Genomic DNA, 19,603 nt, shown 5'->3' on the forward strand with positions numbered 1-19,603 from the left:
CGGTTCCCCGGACACCGAGATCGGCGGGCGGCACAATGACGGCGACGGTCCGGTGCCGCCGTGGCGGCTGTCGCATGCGCCCGGCACACCCGCTCGGCGCGCGGAGAGGGGAAGACGTGAGCGCGAGCCAGGGCCCGGTGGGCGGTTCGGCGAGGCTGAATACCCGCGTGGCGCACAACGCCCGGGTCTGGAACTACTGGATCGGCGGCAAGGACAACTACGAGGTCGACCAGGCGGTCGGTGACCAGGTCGCGGCGATGTTCCCGGTCATCCGGGACGTGGCACGCGCCGACCGCGACTTCCTGGGCCGCGCGGTCCGCCATCTGACCGCCGACCGCGGGGTGCGGCAGTTCCTGGACATCGGCACCGGACTGCCGACCCTGGACAACACCCACGAGATCGCCCAGCGGATCGCGCCCGAGTCGAGGATCGTCTACGTCGACAACGACCCCATCGTGCTCGTCCACGCCCGTACGCTGCTGACCAGCACGCCCGAGGGAGCGACCGACTACCTCGACGCCGACGTCCACCGCCCGGACAGCATCGTCGAGGGCGCCGCCGCGACCCTCGACCTCGGCGAACCGGTCGCGGTCATGATGCTGGGCATCCTCAACTTCGTCCTCGACACCGGGCAGGCACAGGACATCGTGCGCCGGATCATGGCCGCGGTCCCCTCCGGCAGCTGTCTCGTCCTCACCCACCCCACCACCGAGGCCGATGTCGGCGGCGAGGGCAACATCGAGGCCATGAAGTTCTGGAACGAGAACGCCACCCCGCCGATCACGGCCCGTAGCCGCGCGGAGATCACGGCCTTCTTCGACGGCCTGGAGGTGATCACGCCGGGAATCGTCCCGTGCTCGCAGTGGCGTGCCGATGCCGGCTCCCCCGCCGTACTTCCCCAGTTCGGCGCGGTCGCCGTGAAGCTGTGAACACCCCGTGACGCACGTCACCGGGGTCGCCGCGGTCCCGGGGAACACCTGCCGGTGGTTCTCCGTTGAACAGGACGTGGGTGCGGATGGAACAGTGTCCCCGGGCCTAACCTTTTGCCCACAGGGACGATCGTTCGGCTGAAGCCCTGTGGAGCCCCCGCCGTGAGGCGACCGCCGTCCGTGCCCACCACAGGCGACCCCGACCGAGATTCCCCCGTCCGGTCGGGGTCTTTTCTTTGCCCTCTTTGCCCGGGGCGCGGAGTCACCCCTCACCGGCACGGCGGCGTCCGCTTGACTTCGAGTCCGCTCCAATTCGTAGCGTGCACGTCATGACCACTGCACAGCACAAGATCGGCTCGGGTTTCGGTGCCCGGAGCACCGCCGACGACGTCCTTCACGGCATCGACCTCTCCGGAAAGCTCGCGATCGTCACGGGCGGCTACTCAGGCCTCGGACTGGAGGCGACGCGCTCGCTCGCCAAAGCCGGCGCCCGTGTCGTCGTTCCCGCGCGGCGCCCGGCCGTCGCCCGGGAGGCGCTGGACGGCGTCGACGGGGTCGAGGTGGACGAGCTCGACCTCGGCGACCTGGAGAGCGTGCGCACCTTCGCCGAGCGGTTCCTCGCCTCGGGCCGCGTCATCGACATCGCCATCGACAACGCCGGAATCATGGCCTGCCCCGAGACGCGGGTCGGACCCGGCTGGGAGGCCCAGTTCGCGACCAACCACCTCGGTCACTACGCGCTCGTGAACCGGCTCTGGCCGGCGATCGAGCCGGGCGGAGCGCGCGTCGTGTCCGTGTCGTCCGCCGCTCACCACTTCTCCGGCATCCGCTGGGACGACGTGCACTGGAAGAACGGCTACGACAAGTGGGAGGCGTACGGCCAGGCGAAGACGGCGAACGTGCTGTTCGCCGTGCACCTGGACCGGCTCGGCCGGGATTCCGGCGTACGGGCCTTCTCCCTGCACCCCGGTGGCATCCTCACACCGCTCCAGCGTCACATCCCCAGGGAGGAGATGGTCGAGCGCGGCTGGATCGACGAGAGCGGCACCCTGCTGAACCCCGAGGGCTTCAAGACGCCCGAGCAGGGCGCGGCCACCCAGGTGTGGGCCGCGACCTCGCCGCAGCTGGCCGGCATGGGCGGGGTGTACTGCGAGGACTGCGACATCGCCGAGCCCGCTCCGGCGGACGGCACCCGGGTCGGCGTACGCGACTACGCGACCGACCCCGAGCAGGCCGCGCGCCTGTGGGAGCTGTCGGCGGAGCTGACCGGGGTGAACGCGTTCGCGTGACGGCCGTACGACCGCAGGACCGCAGGACCGAACAGGGTCATGAGCGGGTGATGAACTCCCGCAGGTCCGCCGTGAGTCGCTCGGCGTGCGTGGCGAACAGGCCGTGGCCCGCGTTCTCGTAGACCTTGAGGGTGCTGTCGGGCAGCAGTTCCGCCGACCGCCGGCCGGTCAGGTCCAGGGGCGCCGACGCGTCGTGCGTGCCGTGCACGACGAGGACGGGCAGGTCGAGCTTGGCCAGTTCGGGGGCCACGTTCAGGGTGACCACGAGGTCGCCCAGGGCCGCCCCGGCTCGCGCGGTCGCTCCGTGGCAGCGGTCGACCATGGAGCGCACGTACGCCTCGGAGAGGTCGTTCCCCGGGAGGTCGAGGGCGAAGAACGCGCGGGCGCCGTCCGCGAAGAACGCGGCCCGGTCGCGTCGGAAGGTGTCGTTGCCGGCCCGGATGAGCGCCGGGTCGACGCCTCCGGGGTGATCCACGGACCGGACGGCGCCCGGCACCATGCCCGCGACCAGCGCCACCCCGGCCACCCGCCCGGCTCCGTGCCGGGTCAGGCAGCGCACGATCTCGGCGGTCCCCAGCGAGTGCCCGGCCAGCGTCACCTCCCGCAGGTCCAGGTGCCTGAGCAGCCCGTCGAGATCGTCGGCGAGGCTGTCGAGGTCGAAGCCGCCCCACACGTCGTCGGACCGTCCGTGCCCCCGCCGGTCGAACCCGACGCAGCGGAACCCGTCCTCGGCGAGCGGGAGCATCTGGTACTCCCACATCTCCGTACCGAAGTAGGAGCTGTTGACGAACACGACCACCTGGCCGTCGGCGGGCCCGTAGTCCACGAAGTGCAGCCGGGCGCCATCGACGGGGCTCTCGAAGTACGGCATGGGGATCCTCCCGGAATCCGGTGACGGGCGAGTGGGTACGCCCTTCATGGTTCCGGGAGGCGGTGGCCTGGTCGATTACCTCACAGGTCATACGAACGGGAGCGGGGAGGACCCGCTGACGTCGATCAGTGCGGAGCGCGCTCCTCCAGGGCCGTGCGCCAGGCCGGGGGCGGGCCCTCGCTCGCGGGTTCGGCGCGCCGCCCGCCCCGTGCGAAGAAGTCGGCCAGTGGCAGGATCGCGGCGCCGACCGTGACGGCGTCCGGGCCGAGTCTGCCGAGGTCGATGGAGACGCGCTCGGCGGGGTAGCGCAGGGCGTACGAGGCGGCGTACCGGCGTACGGCGGGCAGGAAGCGGGTGCCGAGCTGGAGGCCCGCCCAGCCGCCGATGAGGATCCGCTCGGGCTGGAAGAGGTTGATCAGGTCGGAGAGGCCCGCGCCCAGGTACTCGGCGGTCTCCTCCAGGACGGCGAGCGCCACCGGGTCGGGCTCGGTGTCCCCGGCCGGGTACGCGGCGGCGAGCATCGCGGTGAGCGCCGTCTCCTCGTCGGTGCCCTCGGGCGGGCGTCCGCCTGCCTCACGCCAGCGGTCGAGGAGCGCCTCCGCCCCCGCGTAGGCCTCCAGGCAGCCCAGGGCGCCGCAGCGGCAGCGGCGCCCCCTGACGCGTACCGTCAGGTGCCCCCATTCGACGGACCGGCCGTTCTCCACCTCCTCGGTGACGAGGCAGGCGCCGACGCCGGAGCCGAAGAGGACCACGACCGCGTTGCGGGCGCCGCGTCCGGCGCCGAACCACATCTCGGCCTGGCCGAGGGTCCGGGCGCCGTTGTCCGCGAAGTACGGGACGGTGTCGGGGAGTTCGCAGGTGGAGCGGAGCAGGGATTCGAGCGGGACGGCGTCCCAGCCGATCGTCTGGCCGTGCACGACCGCGCCGCGCTCCGGGGTGCGGGCCACGATGCCGGGGACGCCGATACCGACGCCGAGGAGCTGCTCCGGGGCGATCCCCGTCTCGGCGAGGACCTCGGCGATGCCGTCGCGGATATGGCCGACGATGACGTCGACGTCGTACTCCTGGGGCTTCAGCGGCCGGTCGGCCTCGTATCCCTGGCGCTCCAACGGCCGTTCGGTGCGGGCGAGTTCGGTGAGGGTCAGGTCGAACAGCTCGACGCGGACGCGGGTTTCGCCGACGTCTACGCCGATCATGTGGCCGCTGCCCGGCACCACGCGCAGCAGGGTGCGCGGGCGGCCGCCGTCGGAGTCGACGCTGCCCGCCTCCTCAACCAGTCCGTCGGCAACGAGTTCGGCGACCACATTGCTGATCGAACCGGAACTCAGACCCGTGGCCGGCCCCAGCTCGTAGCGGCTCATCGGTCCGTCGAAATACAACCGTTGCAGCACGGCGGTGCGATTGCCCCGCCGCAGGTCACGCACTGTCCGCCCGTTCCGCCCCGCCATGAGAATCCCTTCCCGCCTGCCCGACCTGCAAGATACCCCTGCGCGATCCCTTGACGCGACTTTCTTCCGGGTCTTAACTCACGTCCTAAATTAAGCCATGAGGGTCGTTCGGGAAGTGAACGCAGACGGCTCTCGTGGCTCTCCCTCCGGGAAAGGGACATACCCAGCCATGCGCAGAATCCGAGCCGCGGCCGCCGGTGCGGTCACCATCTCCCTGCTGACCGCCGTGACCGCCTGTGGCGGCGGCTCGTCAAATGGCGGTTCCAACGACTCGCCGAAGACGCTCACGTACTGGGCCTCCAACCAGGGCGCCAGCATCGAGGTGGACAAGAAGGTCCTCCAGCCCGAACTCAACAAGTTCGAGAAGCAGACCGGGATCAAGGTCAAGGTGGAGGTCGTGCCCTGGTCCGACCTGCTCAACCGGATCCTCGCCGCGACCACGTCCGGTCAGGGCCCCGACGTCCTCAACATCGGCAACACCTGGAGCGCCTCGTTGCAGGCCACCGGGGCGCTGCTGCCGTGGGACGCGAAGAACTTCGCCAAGATCGGCGGCAAGGACCGCTTCGTCGACTCGGCGCTCGGCTCGACGGGGGCTCAGGGCAAGGACCCGGCCGCGGTGCCGCTGTACTCGATGGCGTACGCGCTCTACTACAACAAGAAGATGTTCGCCGACGCGGGGATATCCCAGCCGCCGACCACCTGGGACGAGCTGATCGCCGACGGCAAGAAGCTCTCCAAGGACGGCAAGTGGGGCCTGGGAGCCGAGGGTTCGAACCCGTCGGAGAACATCCATCACACCTTCGTCTTCGCCCAGCAGCACGGCGCCGGGTTCTTCACCGCCGACGGCAAGCCCGACTTCACCTCGGACGGCACGGTCGCCGCGGTCAAGCAGTACGTCGACCTGATGGCCAAGGACAAGATCATCGCGCCGGGCAACGCCGAGTACGCGCAGAACCAGTCCGTGAGCGACTTCGCCAAGGGCAAGAACGCGATGCTGCTGTGGCAGTCCGCCTCCGCCAACCTGAAGTCCCAGGGCATGAGCGAGGACGCGTACGGCATCGCGCCGGTGCCCGTGCAGTCCGGCACCCCGGGGACGGGCACGAACGTCAACTCGATGGTCGCGGGCATCAACCTGGCCGTCTTCAAGAACACCGACAACCTCGACGGTGCCACGAAGTTCGTGAAGTTCATGACCAGTGACGCGGAGCAGAAGGTCCTCAACACGGCGTACAGCTCGATCCCGCCGGTCAAGACCGCCCAGACGGACGCCACCTTCAACACCCCGGCGAACGCGGTCCTCAAGGACACCCTGGCCAAGAGCGCCGCAGCGCTTCCGCAGGTCGCCGACGAGTCCCAGTTCGAGACGGCGGTCGGTACGGCGGTCAAGGAGCTGTTCGCCGCTGCCGCCGCCGGACACCCGGTCACCACGGCGTCGGTGAAGGCGGCGCTCCAGAAGGCCCAGCAGCAGATGCCGACGAAGTGAGCGCGAGCACCGACATGACCACCACGACCGCCGCCTCCGCCGACTCCGGCGAGCGGACGGTGCGCAAGAGCTCCCCCGGTGCGGCACGCGGTCCCCGCCGCACCGGGCGCGTCCGGCGCATCGGACTGCCCTATCTGCTGCTCCTGCCCGCCCTGCTCCTCGAACTCCTCGTCCACCTGGTGCCGATGGTGATCGGCATCGTGATGAGCTTCAAGGAACTCACCCAGTTCTACATCCGCGACTGGGGCACCGCGCCCTGGTCCGGCTTCGACAACTACAAGGTCTCCGTGGACTTCAGCGCGCCCATCGGCAAGGCGCTGCTCCACTCGTTCCTCGTCACCGTCGGCTTCACCCTGCTCTCGGTCGGCCTGTGCTGGCTGATCGGCACGGCCGCCGCGGTCTACATGCAGGACGCCTTCCGCGGCCGCGGCCTGCTCCGGGCACTCTTCCTCGTCCCCTACGCACTGCCGGTGTACGCAGCCGTCATCACCTGGGTGTTCATGTTCCAGCACGACAACGGCCTGGTGAACCACGTCCTGCACGACCAGCTGCACCTCACCGACAAGCCGTCCTTCTGGCTGATCGGCGACAACAGCTTCTACGCCCTGCTCACCGTGTCGGTGTGGAAGGGCTGGCCGTTCGCCTTCCTCATCGTCATGGCCGGCCTGCAGAACATCCCGGGCGAGCTGTACGAGGCGGCGGCCCTCGACGGGGCCGGCATGTGGCAACGGATCCGCCGCATCACCCTGCCGTCACTGCGCCCGGTCAACCAGGTCCTGGTCCTGGTGCTGTTCCTGTGGACGTTCAACGACTTCAACACGCCGTACGTCCTGTTCGGCAAGACCGCTCCGGAGGCCGCGGACCTCATCTCGGTCCACATCTATCAGGCCTCGTTCGTCACCTGGAACTTCGGCACCGGCTCCGCCATGTCCGTGCTGCTGCTGCTCTTCCTGCTCGCCGTGACGGGCGTCTACCTGCTGCTGACCTCCCGAGGAAGGAAGACGGCCGATGTCTAGCACCTCCACGACGAGCCGCCGCTCCCCGATGGCGCCACCGCGGTCCTTCCTCTGGTCCCGGCGGATCTTCCTCACCCTGCTCACCGGGTTCGTCCTGGTGCCCGTCTACGTGATGGTCTCCAGCTCCCTGAAGCCGCTCGCGGACGTGTCGGGGAAGTTCCGCTGGCTGCCGAGCGGGCTCACGTTCCGCCCGTACATCGACATCTGGTCGACGGTCCCGCTGGCGAGGTATTTCGTGAACTCGCTGATCGTGGCGGGCGCGGCGACGGTCTGTTCCGTCGTGATCGCGGTCTTCGCGGCGTACGCGGTCAGCCGCTACTCCTTCCGCGGCAAGCGCGTCTTCACGGTCACCGTGCTGTCGACGCAGATGTTCCCCGGCATCCTCTTCCTGCTCCCGCTGTTCCTCCTCTACGTCAACATCGGCAACGCCACCGGCATCGCCCTGTTCGGTTCGCGCGGCGGCCTGATCCTCACGTATCTCACCTTCTCCCTGCCGTTCTCGATCTGGATGCTGATCGGGTACTTCGACTCGGTGCCGCGCGACCTGGACGAGGCGGCGCTGGTCGACGGCTGCGGGCCGCTCGGGGCCCTGTTCCGTGTGGTCGTGCCCGCCGCGGTTCCGGGCATCGTCGCGGTCGCCGTCTACGCCTTCATGACCGCCTGGGGCGAGGTGCTGTTCGCGTCGGTGATGACCAACGACACCACGCGCACGCTCGCCGTCGGGCTCCAGGGCTACTCCACGCTCAACGACGTGTACTGGAACCAGATCATGGCCGCCTCGCTCGTCGTCAGCGTGCCCGTGGTCGCCGGGTTCCTGCTGCTCCAGCGCTATCTCGTCGCCGGGCTCACTGCCGGAGCCGTCAAGTGACCAACTCCTCCCAGAACGAAAGGACTTCCGTGACCATCGACCTTGCCGCACTCCCCGAGGACTTCCTGTGGGGCACGGCCACGTCGGCCTACCAGATCGAGGGCGCCGTCGCCGAGGACGGCCGCTCCCCCTCCATCTGGGACACCTTCTCGCACACCCCCGGCAAGATCGACAACGGCGACGACGGGGACCTCGCCTGCGACCACTACCACCGCTGGCGCGAGGACATCGCACTGATGCGTCAACTCGGCACCAACGCCTACCGGTTGTCGATCGCCTGGCCGCGCGTGATGCCGGGCGGCGACGGCCCGGTCAACGCGAAGGGGCTCGATTTCTACGACGGCCTGATCGACGCCCTCCTGGAGGCGGGCATCACCCCCTCGGTCACCCTCTACCACTGGGACCTGCCGCAGGTGCTCCAGGACCGGGGCGGCTGGCCGGTACGCGACACCGCTCACCACTTCGCCTCGTACGCGGCGGTCGTCGCCGACCGGCTGGGCGACCGTGTCCAGCACTGGACCACGCTCAACGAGCCGCTGTGCTCGGCGTGGATCGGACACCTCGAAGGGCGGATGGCTCCCGGTCTGGCGGATCTCACGGCCGCGGTCCGCGCCTCGTACCACCTCCTCCTCGGCCACGGTCTGGCGGTGCAGGCGATCCGTTCGGCGGTCCCGAACGCCCAGGTCGGCATCGTCAACAACCTGGCCAGCGTCGAGGCCGCCACCGACCGCCCCGAGGACATCGCGGCCGCCCTCCGAATGGACGGTCACACCAACCGCTGGTGGCTGGACCCGGTCCACGGCCGCGGCTTCCCGGCAGACATGCGCGAGGTGTACGGGGTCGAACTCCCGGAGCTTCCCGGCGACTTGGAGACCATGGCCGCGCCGCTGGACTGGCTGGGCCTCAACTACTACTTCCCGTCCACCGTCGCCGACGACCCCAGCGGACCGGCCCCGCGCGTGCGTACGGTCCGCCGTCTCGGAGTGCCCCGCACCGGCATGGACTGGGAAGTCGACGCCGCCGGCATCGAGCGCCTGCTGCTCCGCCTGACGGACGACTACGGCGCCCGCAGGATCTACGTCACGGAGAACGGCTCCGCCTATCCCGACGTCGTACGCCCCGACGGAACCGTCGACGACCCCGAGCGCACCGCGTACCTCGAACAGCACCTCGCCGCCTGCACATCAGCCGTCCGCAAGGGCGTTCCGCTCGCCGGCTACTTCGCCTGGTCGCTGCTCGACAACTTCGAGTGGGCGTACGGCTACGACAAGCGCTTCGGGCTCGTGCACGTCGACTACAAGACACAGAAGCGCACGGTGAAGGGCAGCGGGCACCGGTACGCGGACATCATCCGGGCGCATGGCGGGAGGGGGCGCAACGCGGCCTGACACCGGCCGGCGGACGGCCCCTCGCGGGACTCCATCCCCCGGGTCATCTCATGCGGATCCTTGGCGCGGGTCTCCCAGGGGGCGCCCGCACGCCTTGCCCTAGGCGATCTCGTCCAGGGCCGCGACGAGTTCCGGGGCCACCGCCTCGCGTCTCCAGGCGACGTGTTCGTCGCCTGGTGCGCGGGGCACGGTCTCGACGAGCATGATCAGGTAGAGGTAGCTGCGGTAGAGGGCGAGGCGTTGCCGGGCCGGGGCGTCGAACTCGACTTGGCCGCGCTCCTCTTGATAGCCGGTCAGGAAATCCTCGTCCTGCCTGATGTCGCCGAGCAGGGCCAGCGAGACGAAGTCGGCCAGGGGGTCGCCCCAGAACATGCGCTCGCCGTCGATCAGACCACCGATCCGGGGTCCCGCCTCCGTCCGCTCGACCAGGATGTTGCCCTGCCACAGGTCGAAGTGGACGAGGCGGGGCACGGCGACCTCGTCCAGCGCGTCGTACGCGGTCTTCGCCGTGCGGGCCACCTCGTCCACGGGGCGGGGCAGCCAGGCGCGGTAGCGGCGGGCGTCGTCCAGGACGGCGTCGTACATGGCGGTGAAGGCGGTGCGCCAGTCGGGGGCGAGGGGGCCGAGGGCACCGGAGGGGTAGCCGAAGCCGGGACCGGTCACGTGGTGAAGGCGGGCCACCAGGCGGCCCAACTCCTCGCGCAGGGCGGCCTGTTCACCTGGCGGCAGGTCGCCCCAGGGCGCGCCGGCGCAGTGCGTCATCAGCAGATGGCCGTCGAAGCGGTCTCCGACAACCCGGGGCGCCTGTACGCCGACCGTAGCCGCGCCCCGGTAGAACTCGGCCTCGGAGACGAGGAGTTCCTGTTCGTGCGTCAGGCCGGGAGTGGTGGCCGACGGAGGGACTTTCAGTACGTACCGGGTGCCGTCGGTGAGTCGCAGCTCCTCGACCTCGTTGTACGTCCCGCCCGTCAGGGCACGGCGGTCGGCGAGACCGCCGGACGGCAGACCCGCCATGTCGAGAACCTGCCGCGCCCGCTCCCAGCCGTCCACCACAGCCCCCTAGTCGTCTGTGGGCCCACTCTGCCACGTGGGCCCACAGACGGACACGGCTTGTCCGGCTGCGTACACGTCCTCGACGTGACGGCCCGACGCGATCAGGTCGCTCAGCGCGAACGCCACGCCGTCGGCCGGGGCCGCACTGAAGGCCGGCCGCGGGGAGACCGCACCGGCGGCCTCGGCGGCGCGGAGTTCGTCGGCGTGCAGGATGTCCCTGTCCGGGGCGTCGCGGCCGAAGTAGCAGGCAGCCGGGGCCAGTTGCGCGCCGGCGCGACCACGGCCGCGGGCCGCCCGGGGGACGGGCCTGACCGTGGACGGTGTCACCTACCACCTTCGGCGCCTGTCCGAGCGCTGGGGAGCGGCCACCCGTACGAACTGGTCGCCCGCGCCTACGCGTTGGGGGTACTGGCTCCCGGGGTGTGGCCGCCCACGGCCGTTCCCGCGCCCTGAGGAGCACCGAAGCGGGCGAGGCAGTGCCACACCATCTTCAGGTCCTGCGGTTCGTAGCGTCCCGTGCGTGCCGCGTGCCCGATGATCCGTGGGTCGAGGTAACCGTCCACGGCGATACTGGCGCCCAGTTCGACGAACTCCGGCCCCCGGAAGTCGGGGTGGCGGCGCAACTCCTCGACGGAGAGCCGGTATCCGGGATGCCACTCGACCGGGCACGGCAGCCGCAGGGCCGCGGCCTCGACGGGAGTGCCGCGGTACGACGCGTCGAGGACCAGGGCCTCCATGTCCAGGGCCAGGACGACCTGTCCGTGCACCTGCGCCTCGATGTAGTCGTTGAGGGCGTCCTGCTCGTCCGCCTCGGCCAGCTCGATGAGCGACATGCCGGCCGCGACCCCGAACGCGGAGGGCTCGGCCGCGCTGTCGGGGTAGCAGAAGGTGGCTCGCCGCAGCGCCTCGCCGGTCATCCGGAAGTGCGAGGAGCCGAACCGGGGTGACGCGCCGACCAGTTGGCGGCGGAAGTTCAGCCCGCCGTACACGGGGCGCTCGTGCGCGGGCGCGTAGTCGTACGCCGTGCCGAAGATCCGGCTCTCCCAGCGCCAGCGGTCGCCGCCGGGATGCGCGGTCAGCCCGCCGTTGCTGGTGCCCGTGACGAACTGCGAGCGGTACGTGCCGTCCTGGGCCAGAGCCTCCAGGATCGGCAGCCCGTGCACGAGCCGGTCCGGGTGGAAGTTGAGGGTCACCCGCAGCGCCGGGTCCAGCGCGGGGCCGCGCGAGTGGGCCGCGACGTGACGCAGAGCCTGCTCCTGCGGTGTGCGGCAGCTGTTCCCCGGCGTGCCGCGGCTCCCCGCCGCGCCACCATGACACGGCGACGTACCGACCCTCTCGAAATCCATTGGACCGCTCCCATGAGGCTAGGTAGCTTCGGACAAAACCTAGTACCCCTAGGTTTTGCCGAAGTCAGCGCACCGCCCCCCAGGAGGACTCCCCCATGAGATCACTCACCGAGCAGGACATCCGCAACTCCTTCATCAACTGCTCCAAGGGAGAGGGCAAGCGGCTCGCGATACCCCGCGATCTCGACGAACTCCCCTGGGACGACCTCGACTTCCTGGGCTGGCGGGACCCCGGAGCCCCCGACCGCAGCTATGTCGTCACCGAGCGGGACGACGCCCTCGTCGGCATCACCCTGCGCCTCCCCTCCTCCCAACGCGGCTTCCTGCGCCGCAGCATGTGCTCGCTGTGCCTGACGACCCACCCGGGCGACGGCGTCTCGCTGATGACGGCACGCAAGGCGGGCGCGGCCGGCCGCGAGGGCAACTCGGTCGGCGTCTACATCTGCGCCGACCTCGACTGCTCCTTGTACGTACGCGGCAAGAAGGTCCCCCAGCCAGGGAGCCGCTTCGAGGAAACCCTCACCGTGGAGGAGCAGATCGCCCGCACGGTGCGCAATCTCTCCGCGTTCCTGGAGAAGCTCATGACCTGAGTCGCCATGCGGAGGTGACGGGCGACTTGTTAACCATGGGGAAACTGGGGCGCGAGCCCGAGGGAAACATGAGTGGCGCATTTTTTCTCTACGTACGTAGAAGAAAAACATCGCACCGCTCCCCTGGAGACTTCATGAGCACTCCGCCCCACCCGCTCGACCCGCTGACCCCCGAGGAAATCTCCGCCACACGCGACGTCCTCCTCGCGGCGGGCCTCCTGACGGACACGACCCGGTTCGCCTACCTCGGCCTGGAGGAACCGGCCAAGCAGGATCTGCTCGGCCGCACACCGGACGCACCGGTCGACCGTCGCGCTCGGGTCCTGCTCCAGGACACGGACGGAGCACCGGCCCATGATGTGATCGTGTCGCTGTCCCGCGCGTCGGTGCACCGCGACCGCTTCCTGGACCCCGTCGCCGATGGACAACTCCCGGTACTGGACGAGGAGTTCGGGCTCGTCGAGGAGATCCTCGCCAAGGACGAACGGTGGCTCGCCGCCCTGCGGGCCCGGGACCTGGACGTGGCCCGGGTCCGGGTCGCGCCGCTGTCCGCCGGTGTGTACGGCGACGAGTATCCGCGGGAGTCCGGGCGCCGCATCCTGCGCGGGCTCGCCTTCGTCCAGGAGCACGAGAAGGACCACGCCTGGGCCCACCCCGTCGACGGCCTCGTCGCCTACGTCGATGTCATCGGCCGCACCGTCGACCAGGTCGTCGACCTCGGCCCCGTCCCGATACCCACCGAGTCCGGCAACTTCGACGACCCGGCCGTCACCGGTCCGCTCCGCACCACCCAGAAGCCCCTGGAGATCACCCAGCCCGAGGGCCCCAGCTTCACCCTCGACGGCCATCTCCTGCGCTGGGAGAACTGGTCGCTGCGCATCGGCTTCGACGCTCGCGAGGGCCTGATCCTCCATCAGATCGCCTTCGACGACCGGGACAAGGGATGCGAGCGACCGCTCATCCACCGCGCCTCCATCGCCGAGATGGTCGTCCCGTACGCCGACCCCTCCCCCGTACGGTCCTGGCAGAACTACTTCGACACCGGTGAGTACTTGATCGGCCGCTACGCCAACTCCCTTGAGCTGGGCTGCGACTGTCTCGGCGACATCACCTACGTCGACGCCGTCATCGCCGACGAATCCGGTGCTCCGCGGACGCTCACCAACGCAATCTGTCTGCACGAGGAGGACTACGGCATCCTCTGGAAGCACACCGACCTGTGGGCGGGCTCCACCGAGACGCGCCGCCAGCGCCGTATGGTGCTCTCCTTCTTCACCACCGTCGGCAACTACGACTATGGCTTCTACTGGTACCTCTACCTCGACGGCACCATCGAGTTCGAGGCCAAGGCCACCGGCGTCGTCTTCACCTCCGCGCACCCGGGCGGCGACTACCCGTACGCCACCGAGATCGCGCCGGGTCTCGGCGCCCCTTACCACCAGCACCTGTTCTGCGCACGGCTCGACATGACGCTCGACGGGACCGTCAACCGGGTCGAGGAAGTCGACGCCGCTCGCGTGCCCATCGGCCCGGACAACCCGCGCGGCAACGCCTTCAGCCTGCGCCGTACGCCGCTGACCAGGGAGAGCGAGGCCCAGCGCAGCGCGGATGCCTCCGTGGACCGGGTCTGGCACATCTCCAACCCCACCGAGCTCAACCGACTCGGCCATCCGGTCGGCTACGCGCTGTTCCCCGAGGGCAAGCCCGCCCTGCTCGCCGACCCGGCGTCGTCCGTGGCCGCGCGCGCCGCGTTCGCCACCAGGCACCTGTGGGTCACCCGCTACGACCCCGCCGAGCGCTACCCGGCCGGGGACTTCGTCAACCAGCACCCGGGCGGAGCCGGGCTGCCCGCCTACACCGCCGCCGACCGTGACATCGACGGCCAGGACATCGTCGTCTGGCACACCTTCGGCCTCACCCACGCACCGCGCCCGGAGGACTGGCCGATCATGCCGGTCGACTACACCGGCTTCAAGCTCAAGCCGGTCGGCTTCTTCGACCGCAACCCCACCCTCGACGTGCCGCCCAACGCCTCAGCCCACACCGCCTGTTCCACCGGGAGCTGCCATGAGTGAACAGACAGAGGTCGTCGAGGCCGGCACCGCACCCGCGTCCGGGCTGCGCGGCTCGGTCGGGGTCGCCGGGATCGTCTTCCTGGTGGTCGCCGCGGCCGCCCCGCTCACCGCGATCGGCGGCGCGCTGCCGGTGATGCTCGCCATCGGCAACGGCCCCGGCGTGCCTGCCGCCTATCTGGTCGTCGCGGTCGTGCTGCTGCTCTTCAGCGTCGGTTACGCGGCGATGAGCCGGCACGTCGTGGACGCCGGCGCCTTCTACTCGTACGTCACCGCCGGACTCGGCAGGGTCACCGGCACCGGAGCGGCGGGGCTGGCCCTCCTCGCCTACAGCGCCGTCCAGGCGGGCGTCTACGGCCTCGCGGGCACCACACTCGACGGCCTGGTCGTGAAGTACCACGGCCCCGACCTGCCCTGGTGGCTGTGGAGCGGGCTGCTCCTCGGCTGTGTCGCACTGCTCGGGTACCGCAACATCGACGTCGGCACGAAGCTGCTGTCGGTACTGCTGATCCTGGAGGTCGGCATCGTCGCGGTGGTCGCGGTCGCCGTACTGGTCCAGGGCGGCGCCGACGGCATCGACCTCACCTCCTTCACCCCGGATGCCTTCACCACCGGATCGCCCGGCATCGGCGTGATGTTCGCCGTCGCCTCCTTCATCGGATTCGAGGCGACCGCGATCTACGGCGAGGAGGCCCGCGACCCCAAGCGCAGCGTCCCGAAGGCCACTTACCTCGCGGTGATCCTGATCGGGGTGTTCTACGCCCTCTCCAGTTGGGCGGTGGTGCTGGCCGTCGGCAGCGACACGGTGCAGGAGGCGGCGGGCAAGAACACCTCGGGGCTCGTCTTCGCGATCGCGGAGCAGTACGTCGGCCCGGCGGCCTCCGACCTCATGGAAGTCCTCCTGCTCACCAGCCTGTTCGCCGCGCTGCTCGCCTTCCACAACGCCATCGCCCGCTATCTGTTCTCGCTGGGCCGCCAGGGCAGCGCCCCCTCGGTGCTCGCCCGCAGCCATGCCCGGCACGGTTCGCCGCACACCGGTTCGCTGGCCCAGACCGTCTCGGCGGTGGTGATCGTCGGTGTGTTCACACTCGCCGGTGCCGACCCCGTCCTCGACCTCTTCACCTGGATGAGCGGGCTGGCCACGCTCGGGATCCTGGTCCTGATGATCCTGGTGGGCGTCGCCGTCGTGGCCTACTTCGCCCGCACCGGCGTGGACCCCCGGCCGTGGCACACCCGGGTCGCGCCGGTGCTCGGCGTCGTCGGCCTGGCGGTCGTCCTGTGGCTGGTGCTGGCCAACTTCACCACACTGATCGGAGGTTCGGCCTGGCTGGCGCACGCCTTCGAGGCGCTGGTCGTGCTCGCCTTCGCGGCGGGCGCGCTGTCCGCGGTGCGCCGTCGTGCGTGAACTGCTGTGGGTGACCGGTCTGGCGGGCGCCGCCCTGTGCCTGGCCGGTCACCTGCCCGGTCCGGTACGGCGGTGGGGTCCGCACGCGGTCGCGCTCGCCGCGATGACGGCGACGGCCCCGGGAGCGGACGTGCGTGAGCTGCTGTTCGCCTGTGCCGCCACCGCCTCGGCCTGCGCGTGGAGCGCCCGCGGCGGGTGCGCCGCCCGGAGCGTCGACCTCGCCGTGATGGCCGTACTGACGGCGGCGATGGTGCCGTCCCACGGGCCGCACGCGCACGGCGACGGTTCCTGGCCGCTGCCCCTGTTCTTCCTCGCGTGCTGGGCCGTCGCCCGGGCCGGGGCCATGCTGTTCACACGGATCTGGCGTGACGTTCCCGCGCCGCCCGGCCGCACCCCGCTGCTCGGCGAGACCGGCGGCCTGCTGATGATCGCGGGCATGGCCGGGATGCTCGGCTGACCACGGGCGAGGGCACGGACGTGGTCGCGGGCGTGGTCGCGGTCTTGGCTAAGGTCGAGTTGGACGAAGGCCAGGCTCGCAGCGGCCGAGGACGAGAACCGGGACGAGGGGCGACACACGGATGCCGAAGATCGTCGACCATGACGTACGACGTCGGCAGATCGTCGAAGCCGTGTGGGCCCTGATCGCACGCCGCGGCCTGGACGCCGTCACCATGCGGGACCTGGCCGCCGAGGCCGGGTACTCCAACGGCGCGCTGGCGCCGTACTTCCGCAACAAGGACGAGATCCTCCAGGCCGCGTTCCAGTACGCGTTCGAGAGCACCAACACGCGTGCCGAGCAGGCCATCGGGGACGCGAGCGGTCTGACCGCCCTGCGCAGGCTCTGTCTGGAGATCATGCCCCTCGACGAGGTCCGGCTCCTGGAGGCCCGGGTGGTCATCGCCTTCTGGGACCGCGCACTGCACGACCAGCGGATGGCCGACGTGCACGAGCAGGCCATGAGCCTCTGGCGCGACCAGATGCGGACCTACTTGCGGCAGGCCCGCGAGGCCGGAGAGGTCACCGCGACGACACCGGACGAACCCGTCATCGACACCCTGCTGGCGACCCTCATGGGGTTCCAGATCAACGCCCTGCTCGCTCCGCACACCACCGGAGCCCGGCGGCAGGAAGCGGTCCTCGAAGGGCTCCTCGGCACGCTCGCCTGAGCCTCGCGTCCCCGGTGGTGTCAGTTCTCCCCGACGGCGAGCACGATCTTGCCCCGGTTGTCGCGCCGCTCCAGGCGCTCGTGGGCCGCGCGCGCCCGGTCCAGCGGCAGCACGGTCTCCACCGGTACGCGGTAGGTGCCGGCCGCGACCCGATCGGCCAACTCCCGCAGATCCTCGCGGGGGTCGTAGCCGTGGATCTGCAGATTGGTGAGCTGGAAGCCGAGGACGGCCACGTTCTTGGGGTAGAAGTCGCGGGTGTCGATCGTGCTCGGCTCCAGCGCGACATTGGCGAGGGCCACCACCCGCCCGCCGTGCCCGATCTCGCGCAGGCTTCGCCCGAAGGCGCGGCCACCGACGGTGTCGAGCACGACGTCCGCGCCGCGCCCCTCGGTCAGCCGGAGCACCTCGTCGACCTCGGCGTCGTCGGGGTGCGCGGAGGTGTCGAGGGTGACGTGGGCGCCCAGTTCCGCGGCCCAGGCGGTCTTCTCCGGTGAACCGGCGACCGCGATGACCCGGGCGCCGGTCTCGGCGGCGATCTGCACCGCCGCGCTGCCGACCCCGCTCGCGGCGGCCTTCACCACCACGGTGTCGTCCTTGGTCACCTTGGCCAGGTGGCGCAGGCAGTACCAGGCGGAGAGCCAGGCGACGGGCAGGGCCGCGGCCTCCGTCAGTTCCACGCCGTCCGGCAGGACGGTCACCTGCGTGGCCGGTACGACGGCGAACTCGGCATAGAAACCGGGGGCGTTGACGCCGTCCAGGGCCATGACCCGTTGCCCGACGCGGAGGCCGGTCACGCCCTCCCCCACCGCGGCGACGATGCCGGCCGCCTCGACGCCGGGGATCAGCGGCGGCCGTCCGGCCCGGTGGTAGAGCCCGGCGCGGACCAGCGCGTCCGCCCGGTTCACGCCCGCCGCCACGACCTTCACCAGCACCTGGCCGGGCCCGGCGACGGGGTCGGGCACCTCCACCGGCACCAGCACCTCGGGCCCGCCGAACTCATCGATCCGCACCGCACGCATTTCCCTACCCGCTCTCTCATGGCGACGCCGGATACCGCTCCCCACCCGGGAGCGGTGACACCGGTTCAACTGGTGTCACCATGCGACACCCCATGAACCAGTGTCAAGCGCTAAGCTCGGGTCATGACCAGTCCCGCCCCCGACCCGATGTCGGCGTTCCCCTTCATCGGCGGCCGCCCGTGCCTGAACTTCGTCGCCACGCTCGGCAGACGCCACGGCGACACCCCCTTCGAGCGGCTCCCCGACACCGGCGCCCTCGCCCGCTGGATCGCCGAGGCGGACCTGCGAGCCGGGGCCGACGACGCGCCGGCGCGGGTCACCGAGGGCGATCTGGCGTACGCCCGCACCCTGCGCGAGGCCCTCTACCGCCTCGTACGCACCGCGATGGACTCGGCCGCCCCGGACCCGGCCGATGTCGCTCAGGTCAACGAAGCGGCCGCCCGTCCCGACCTCGCTCCCCAGCTCGGCGAGGGGGACGACGGCCCGCGGTCGCCCCTGCGGTGGAAGGCCGCAGATCCCGCCCCGGCGGCCCTGGCGACCGTGGCCCGGGATGCCGTTCTCCTGGTCGCCAGTCCCCTGCTGGCCAGGGTCAAGGAGTGCGAGAACCCCGGCTGCTCGCTGCTCTTCCTGGACGACTCCCAGGCCCGCCGCCGCCGCTGGTGCTCCATGGACCGCTGCGGCAACCTCGCGAAGGTGGCCGGTTACCGGTCCCGCAGCCGCGCCGCCTCGACCCGGTGAGGGCGGATGAGGATGTCGTGGCTGCGGCCGAGCGCGGATCCTCCCGGCCAGGGGCGTGCCGAGGCAGATGAGCAGGGCCAAAGCGGATGCGGGCCGGTGCCATTTGATGATCCGAGGGTCCCGTGCGGGGCTCCCGCGGACCATCCGGCAGGCGTCCGTATGGGGGCGGGAGAAAGCCTCGCGGGCGGCCCTGCACTTTTCCCGAGCCCGCTTTCCAGAGCCTGCTTTCCAGAGCCTGCTTTCCCCGGCCGGCTTCATCAGGCGGGTTTCCCCCGCCGGCGTTCCTCAGCCCCGACGGGAGTACGTCAGGACGCCGCGGGCGTCCAGTGCGGGTCCCGGCCGAGGAAGGCGAGCAGCGCCTCGGCCCGGCTCTGCCCCTCGGACACCTCGCGCGCCGCGGCGAACACCCCGAACGAGTCCCGGAGATGATCGGCGAGCCGCTCCGCCGCGGCCCAGATGCCCTCGGCCAGCTCCTCGTCCAGCGGCGCGTCCTGGCCTGTCGCGACGGCGATGTCCCAGGCGTGCACCGCCGCGTCCATGGCGCCCGCGGCGGCGGCGAGACGCAGCGGCAGCGGGCCCAGCGGGGTCGCCACCTCCTCGGCGCGGGCGGGCAGTTGCGCGTAGGTGTCGGCGACGTCCCGCAGCACCTTGGCGAGCGCCGCCCGCGCGTCGGCGTCCAGCGCGTCGGCGGGGTGGAAGGGGTCCGAGTCGGGCCATCCCGCGCCGGTGATCGCGGCGCCGTACGCCTGCTGATCGAGTCGCGCGTGGTTGAGGACCTGGCGTACCGTCCACTCACTGCACGGCGTCGGTGAACCCCATGCCCCCTCCGGTACGGCCGCGACCACCTCGCGCAGGCAGGTGTGTGCCCGCCTCAGCAGTTCGACGCCCTCGACCTTGCTCATCCCCTGGTCCCCTCCTTGTG

18 protein-coding genes and 1 pseudogene are annotated in these 19,603 nt (G+C 70.7%); 13 read left to right on the forward strand and 6 right to left on the reverse strand.

The genetic code is table 11. The features are described from left to right. Positions 1-116 precede the first annotated feature (116 nt). Together OIC96_RS03675 and OIC96_RS03680 are read left to right on the forward strand one after the other, a co-directional pair. Positions 117-929, forward strand: a complete 813-nt coding sequence (locus OIC96_RS03675) for an SAM-dependent methyltransferase (RefSeq protein ID WP_330309325.1) — start codon at positions 117-119, stop codon at positions 927-929. A 329-nt stretch (positions 930-1,258) separates the two neighbouring features. After that, on the forward strand, positions 1,259-2,218 hold the full coding sequence (locus OIC96_RS03680) for an SDR family NAD(P)-dependent oxidoreductase (RefSeq protein WP_330309324.1): 960 nt from the start codon (positions 1,259-1,261) through the stop codon (positions 2,216-2,218). Between the two features lie 37 nt (positions 2,219-2,255). Here OIC96_RS03680 and OIC96_RS03685 read toward each other — a convergent pair whose 3' ends face one another. Both OIC96_RS03685 and OIC96_RS03690 read right to left on the reverse strand, forming a co-directional pair. Continuing rightward, on the reverse strand, positions 2,256-3,089 hold the full coding sequence (locus OIC96_RS03685; RefSeq protein WP_330309323.1) for an alpha/beta fold hydrolase: 834 nt from the start codon (positions 3,087-3,089) through the stop codon (positions 2,256-2,258). Positions 3,090-3,214: 125 nt separating this feature from the next. Continuing rightward, the gene (locus tag OIC96_RS03690) at positions 3,215-4,537 is read right to left on the reverse strand and encodes an ROK family transcriptional regulator (RefSeq protein ID WP_330309322.1); all 1,323 of its coding nucleotides are present in this window, start codon (positions 4,535-4,537) and stop codon (positions 3,215-3,217) included. Between the two features lie 169 nt (positions 4,538-4,706). Here OIC96_RS03690 and OIC96_RS03695 point away from each other — a divergent pair, with 169 nt between their 5' ends. From OIC96_RS03695 to OIC96_RS03710, 4 genes are read left to right on the forward strand one after another with little or no spacing between them, the layout of a single operon-like run. Then, positions 4,707-6,020 (forward strand): ABC transporter substrate-binding protein, encoded by a 1,314-nt coding sequence (locus tag OIC96_RS03695; RefSeq protein ID WP_330309321.1) that lies wholly within the window; start codon positions 4,707-4,709, stop codon positions 6,018-6,020. Positions 6,021-6,034: 14 nt separating this feature from the next. Further along, positions 6,035-7,036 (forward strand): carbohydrate ABC transporter permease, encoded by a 1,002-nt coding sequence (locus tag OIC96_RS03700; protein WP_330310397.1) that lies wholly within the window; start codon positions 6,035-6,037, stop codon positions 7,034-7,036. A 28-nt stretch (positions 7,037-7,064) separates the two neighbouring features. After that, positions 7,065-7,904 (forward strand): carbohydrate ABC transporter permease, encoded by an 840-nt coding sequence (locus OIC96_RS03705; protein ID WP_327435335.1) that lies wholly within the window; start codon positions 7,065-7,067, stop codon positions 7,902-7,904. Positions 7,905-7,933: 29 nt separating this feature from the next. Further along, on the forward strand, positions 7,934-9,292 hold the full coding sequence (locus tag OIC96_RS03710) for a GH1 family beta-glucosidase (RefSeq protein WP_330309320.1): 1,359 nt from the start codon (positions 7,934-7,936) through the stop codon (positions 9,290-9,292). A 99-nt stretch (positions 9,293-9,391) separates the two neighbouring features. On the opposite strand, the gene OIC96_RS03715 is transcribed toward OIC96_RS03710, so the two are convergent. Further along, positions 9,392-10,342 (reverse strand): phosphotransferase family protein, encoded by a 951-nt coding sequence (locus OIC96_RS03715; RefSeq protein WP_330309319.1) that lies wholly within the window; start codon positions 10,340-10,342, stop codon positions 9,392-9,394. 264 nt (positions 10,343-10,606) lie between these two features. On the opposite strand from OIC96_RS03715, the pseudogene OIC96_RS03725 reads away from it, so the two are divergent. After that, positions 10,607-10,798: pseudogene (locus OIC96_RS03725) on the forward strand (diguanylate cyclase); the annotation flags it as partial. On the opposite strand, the gene OIC96_RS03730 reads toward OIC96_RS03725, so the two are convergent. Next, complete coding sequence (locus OIC96_RS03730; protein ID WP_330309317.1) at positions 10,738-11,691, reverse strand: DUF3626 domain-containing protein; 954 nt, start codon at positions 11,689-11,691, stop codon at positions 10,738-10,740. The pseudogene OIC96_RS03725 and the gene OIC96_RS03730 overlap by 61 nt on opposite strands. A gap of 95 nt (positions 11,692-11,786) precedes the next feature. Here OIC96_RS03730 and OIC96_RS03735 point away from each other — a divergent pair, with 95 nt between their 5' ends. The 5 genes from OIC96_RS03735 (at position 11,787) to OIC96_RS03755 (ending at position 16,924) form a co-directional block, all read left to right on the forward strand. Further along, the gene (locus OIC96_RS03735; RefSeq protein ID WP_330309316.1) at positions 11,787-12,281 is read left to right on the forward strand and encodes an FBP domain-containing protein; all 495 of its coding nucleotides are present in this window, start codon (positions 11,787-11,789) and stop codon (positions 12,279-12,281) included. Between the two features lie 134 nt (positions 12,282-12,415). Further along, positions 12,416-14,356, forward strand: coding sequence for a primary-amine oxidase (locus OIC96_RS03740; protein WP_330309315.1), 1,941 nt, complete (start codon positions 12,416-12,418; stop codon positions 14,354-14,356). Beyond that, the gene (locus OIC96_RS03745) at positions 14,349-15,758 is read left to right on the forward strand and encodes an APC family permease (RefSeq protein ID WP_330309314.1); all 1,410 of its coding nucleotides are present in this window, start codon (positions 14,349-14,351) and stop codon (positions 15,756-15,758) included. The genes OIC96_RS03740 and OIC96_RS03745 overlap by 8 nt, the downstream gene beginning before the upstream one ends. Continuing rightward, the gene (locus OIC96_RS03750; protein WP_330309313.1) at positions 15,751-16,215 is read left to right on the forward strand and encodes a hypothetical protein; all 465 of its coding nucleotides are present in this window, start codon (positions 15,751-15,753) and stop codon (positions 16,213-16,215) included. The genes OIC96_RS03745 and OIC96_RS03750 overlap by 8 nt, the downstream gene beginning before the upstream one ends. A 121-nt stretch (positions 16,216-16,336) precedes the next feature. Continuing rightward, positions 16,337-16,924, forward strand: a complete 588-nt coding sequence (locus OIC96_RS03755; protein WP_330309312.1) for a TetR/AcrR family transcriptional regulator — start codon at positions 16,337-16,339, stop codon at positions 16,922-16,924. 20 nt (positions 16,925-16,944) lie between these two features. Here the strand turns inward: OIC96_RS03755 and OIC96_RS03760 are convergent, their stop codons facing one another. Beyond that, positions 16,945-17,943: a quinone oxidoreductase family protein gene (locus tag OIC96_RS03760; RefSeq protein WP_330309311.1), complete on the reverse strand. Its 999-nt coding sequence runs from the start codon at positions 17,941-17,943 to the stop codon at positions 16,945-16,947. A 123-nt stretch (positions 17,944-18,066) separates the two neighbouring features. On the opposite strand from OIC96_RS03760, the gene OIC96_RS03765 reads away from it, so the two are divergent. Then, positions 18,067-18,681 (forward strand): CGNR zinc finger domain-containing protein, encoded by a 615-nt coding sequence (locus tag OIC96_RS03765; RefSeq protein WP_330309310.1) that lies wholly within the window; start codon positions 18,067-18,069, stop codon positions 18,679-18,681. A gap of 305 nt (positions 18,682-18,986) precedes the next feature. Here the strand turns inward: OIC96_RS03765 and OIC96_RS03770 are convergent, their stop codons facing one another. Next, positions 18,987-19,583: a TIGR03086 family metal-binding protein gene (locus OIC96_RS03770; RefSeq protein WP_330309309.1), complete on the reverse strand. Its 597-nt coding sequence runs from the start codon at positions 19,581-19,583 to the stop codon at positions 18,987-18,989. Positions 19,584-19,603: the final 20 nt, after the last annotated feature.

It is taken from the genome of Streptomyces sp. NBC_00775, from assembly GCF_036347135.1.
In the GTDB taxonomy this organism is placed as follows: domain Bacteria; phylum Actinomycetota; class Actinomycetes; order Streptomycetales; family Streptomycetaceae; genus Streptomyces; species Streptomyces lutosisoli.

Coding starts and splice junctions, on each gene's coding strand:
- OIC96_RS03735 (WP_330309316.1), top strand. CDS start 11,787: ATGAGATCACTCACCGAGCAGGACATCCGCAACTCCTTCATCAACTGC.
- OIC96_RS03745 (WP_330309314.1), top strand. CDS start 14,349: ATGAGTGAACAGACAGAGGTCGTCGAGGCCGGCACCGCACCCGCGTCC.
- OIC96_RS03755 (WP_330309312.1), top strand. CDS start 16,337: ATGCCGAAGATCGTCGACCATGACGTACGACGTCGGCAGATCGTCGAA.
- OIC96_RS03770 (WP_330309309.1), bottom strand. CDS start 19,583: ATGAGCAAGGTCGAGGGCGTCGAACTGCTGAGGCGGGCACACACCTGC.
- OIC96_RS03740 (WP_330309315.1), top strand. CDS start 12,416: ATGAGCACTCCGCCCCACCCGCTCGACCCGCTGACCCCCGAGGAAATC.
- OIC96_RS03680 (WP_330309324.1), top strand. CDS start 1,259: ATGACCACTGCACAGCACAAGATCGGCTCGGGTTTCGGTGCCCGGAGC.
- OIC96_RS03705 (WP_327435335.1), top strand. CDS start 7,065: ATGGCGCCACCGCGGTCCTTCCTCTGGTCCCGGCGGATCTTCCTCACC.
- OIC96_RS03690 (WP_330309322.1), bottom strand. CDS start 4,537: ATGGCGGGGCGGAACGGGCGGACAGTGCGTGACCTGCGGCGGGGCAAT.
- OIC96_RS03765 (WP_330309310.1), top strand. CDS start 18,067: ATGACCAGTCCCGCCCCCGACCCGATGTCGGCGTTCCCCTTCATCGGC.
- OIC96_RS03760 (WP_330309311.1), bottom strand. CDS start 17,943: ATGCGTGCGGTGCGGATCGATGAGTTCGGCGGGCCCGAGGTGCTGGTG.
- OIC96_RS03695 (WP_330309321.1), top strand. CDS start 4,707: ATGCGCAGAATCCGAGCCGCGGCCGCCGGTGCGGTCACCATCTCCCTG.
- OIC96_RS03730 (WP_330309317.1), bottom strand. CDS start 11,691: ATGGATTTCGAGAGGGTCGGTACGTCGCCGTGTCATGGTGGCGCGGCG.
- OIC96_RS03685 (WP_330309323.1), bottom strand. CDS start 3,089: ATGCCGTACTTCGAGAGCCCCGTCGATGGCGCCCGGCTGCACTTCGTG.
- OIC96_RS03700 (WP_330310397.1), top strand. CDS start 6,035: ATGACCACCACGACCGCCGCCTCCGCCGACTCCGGCGAGCGGACGGTG.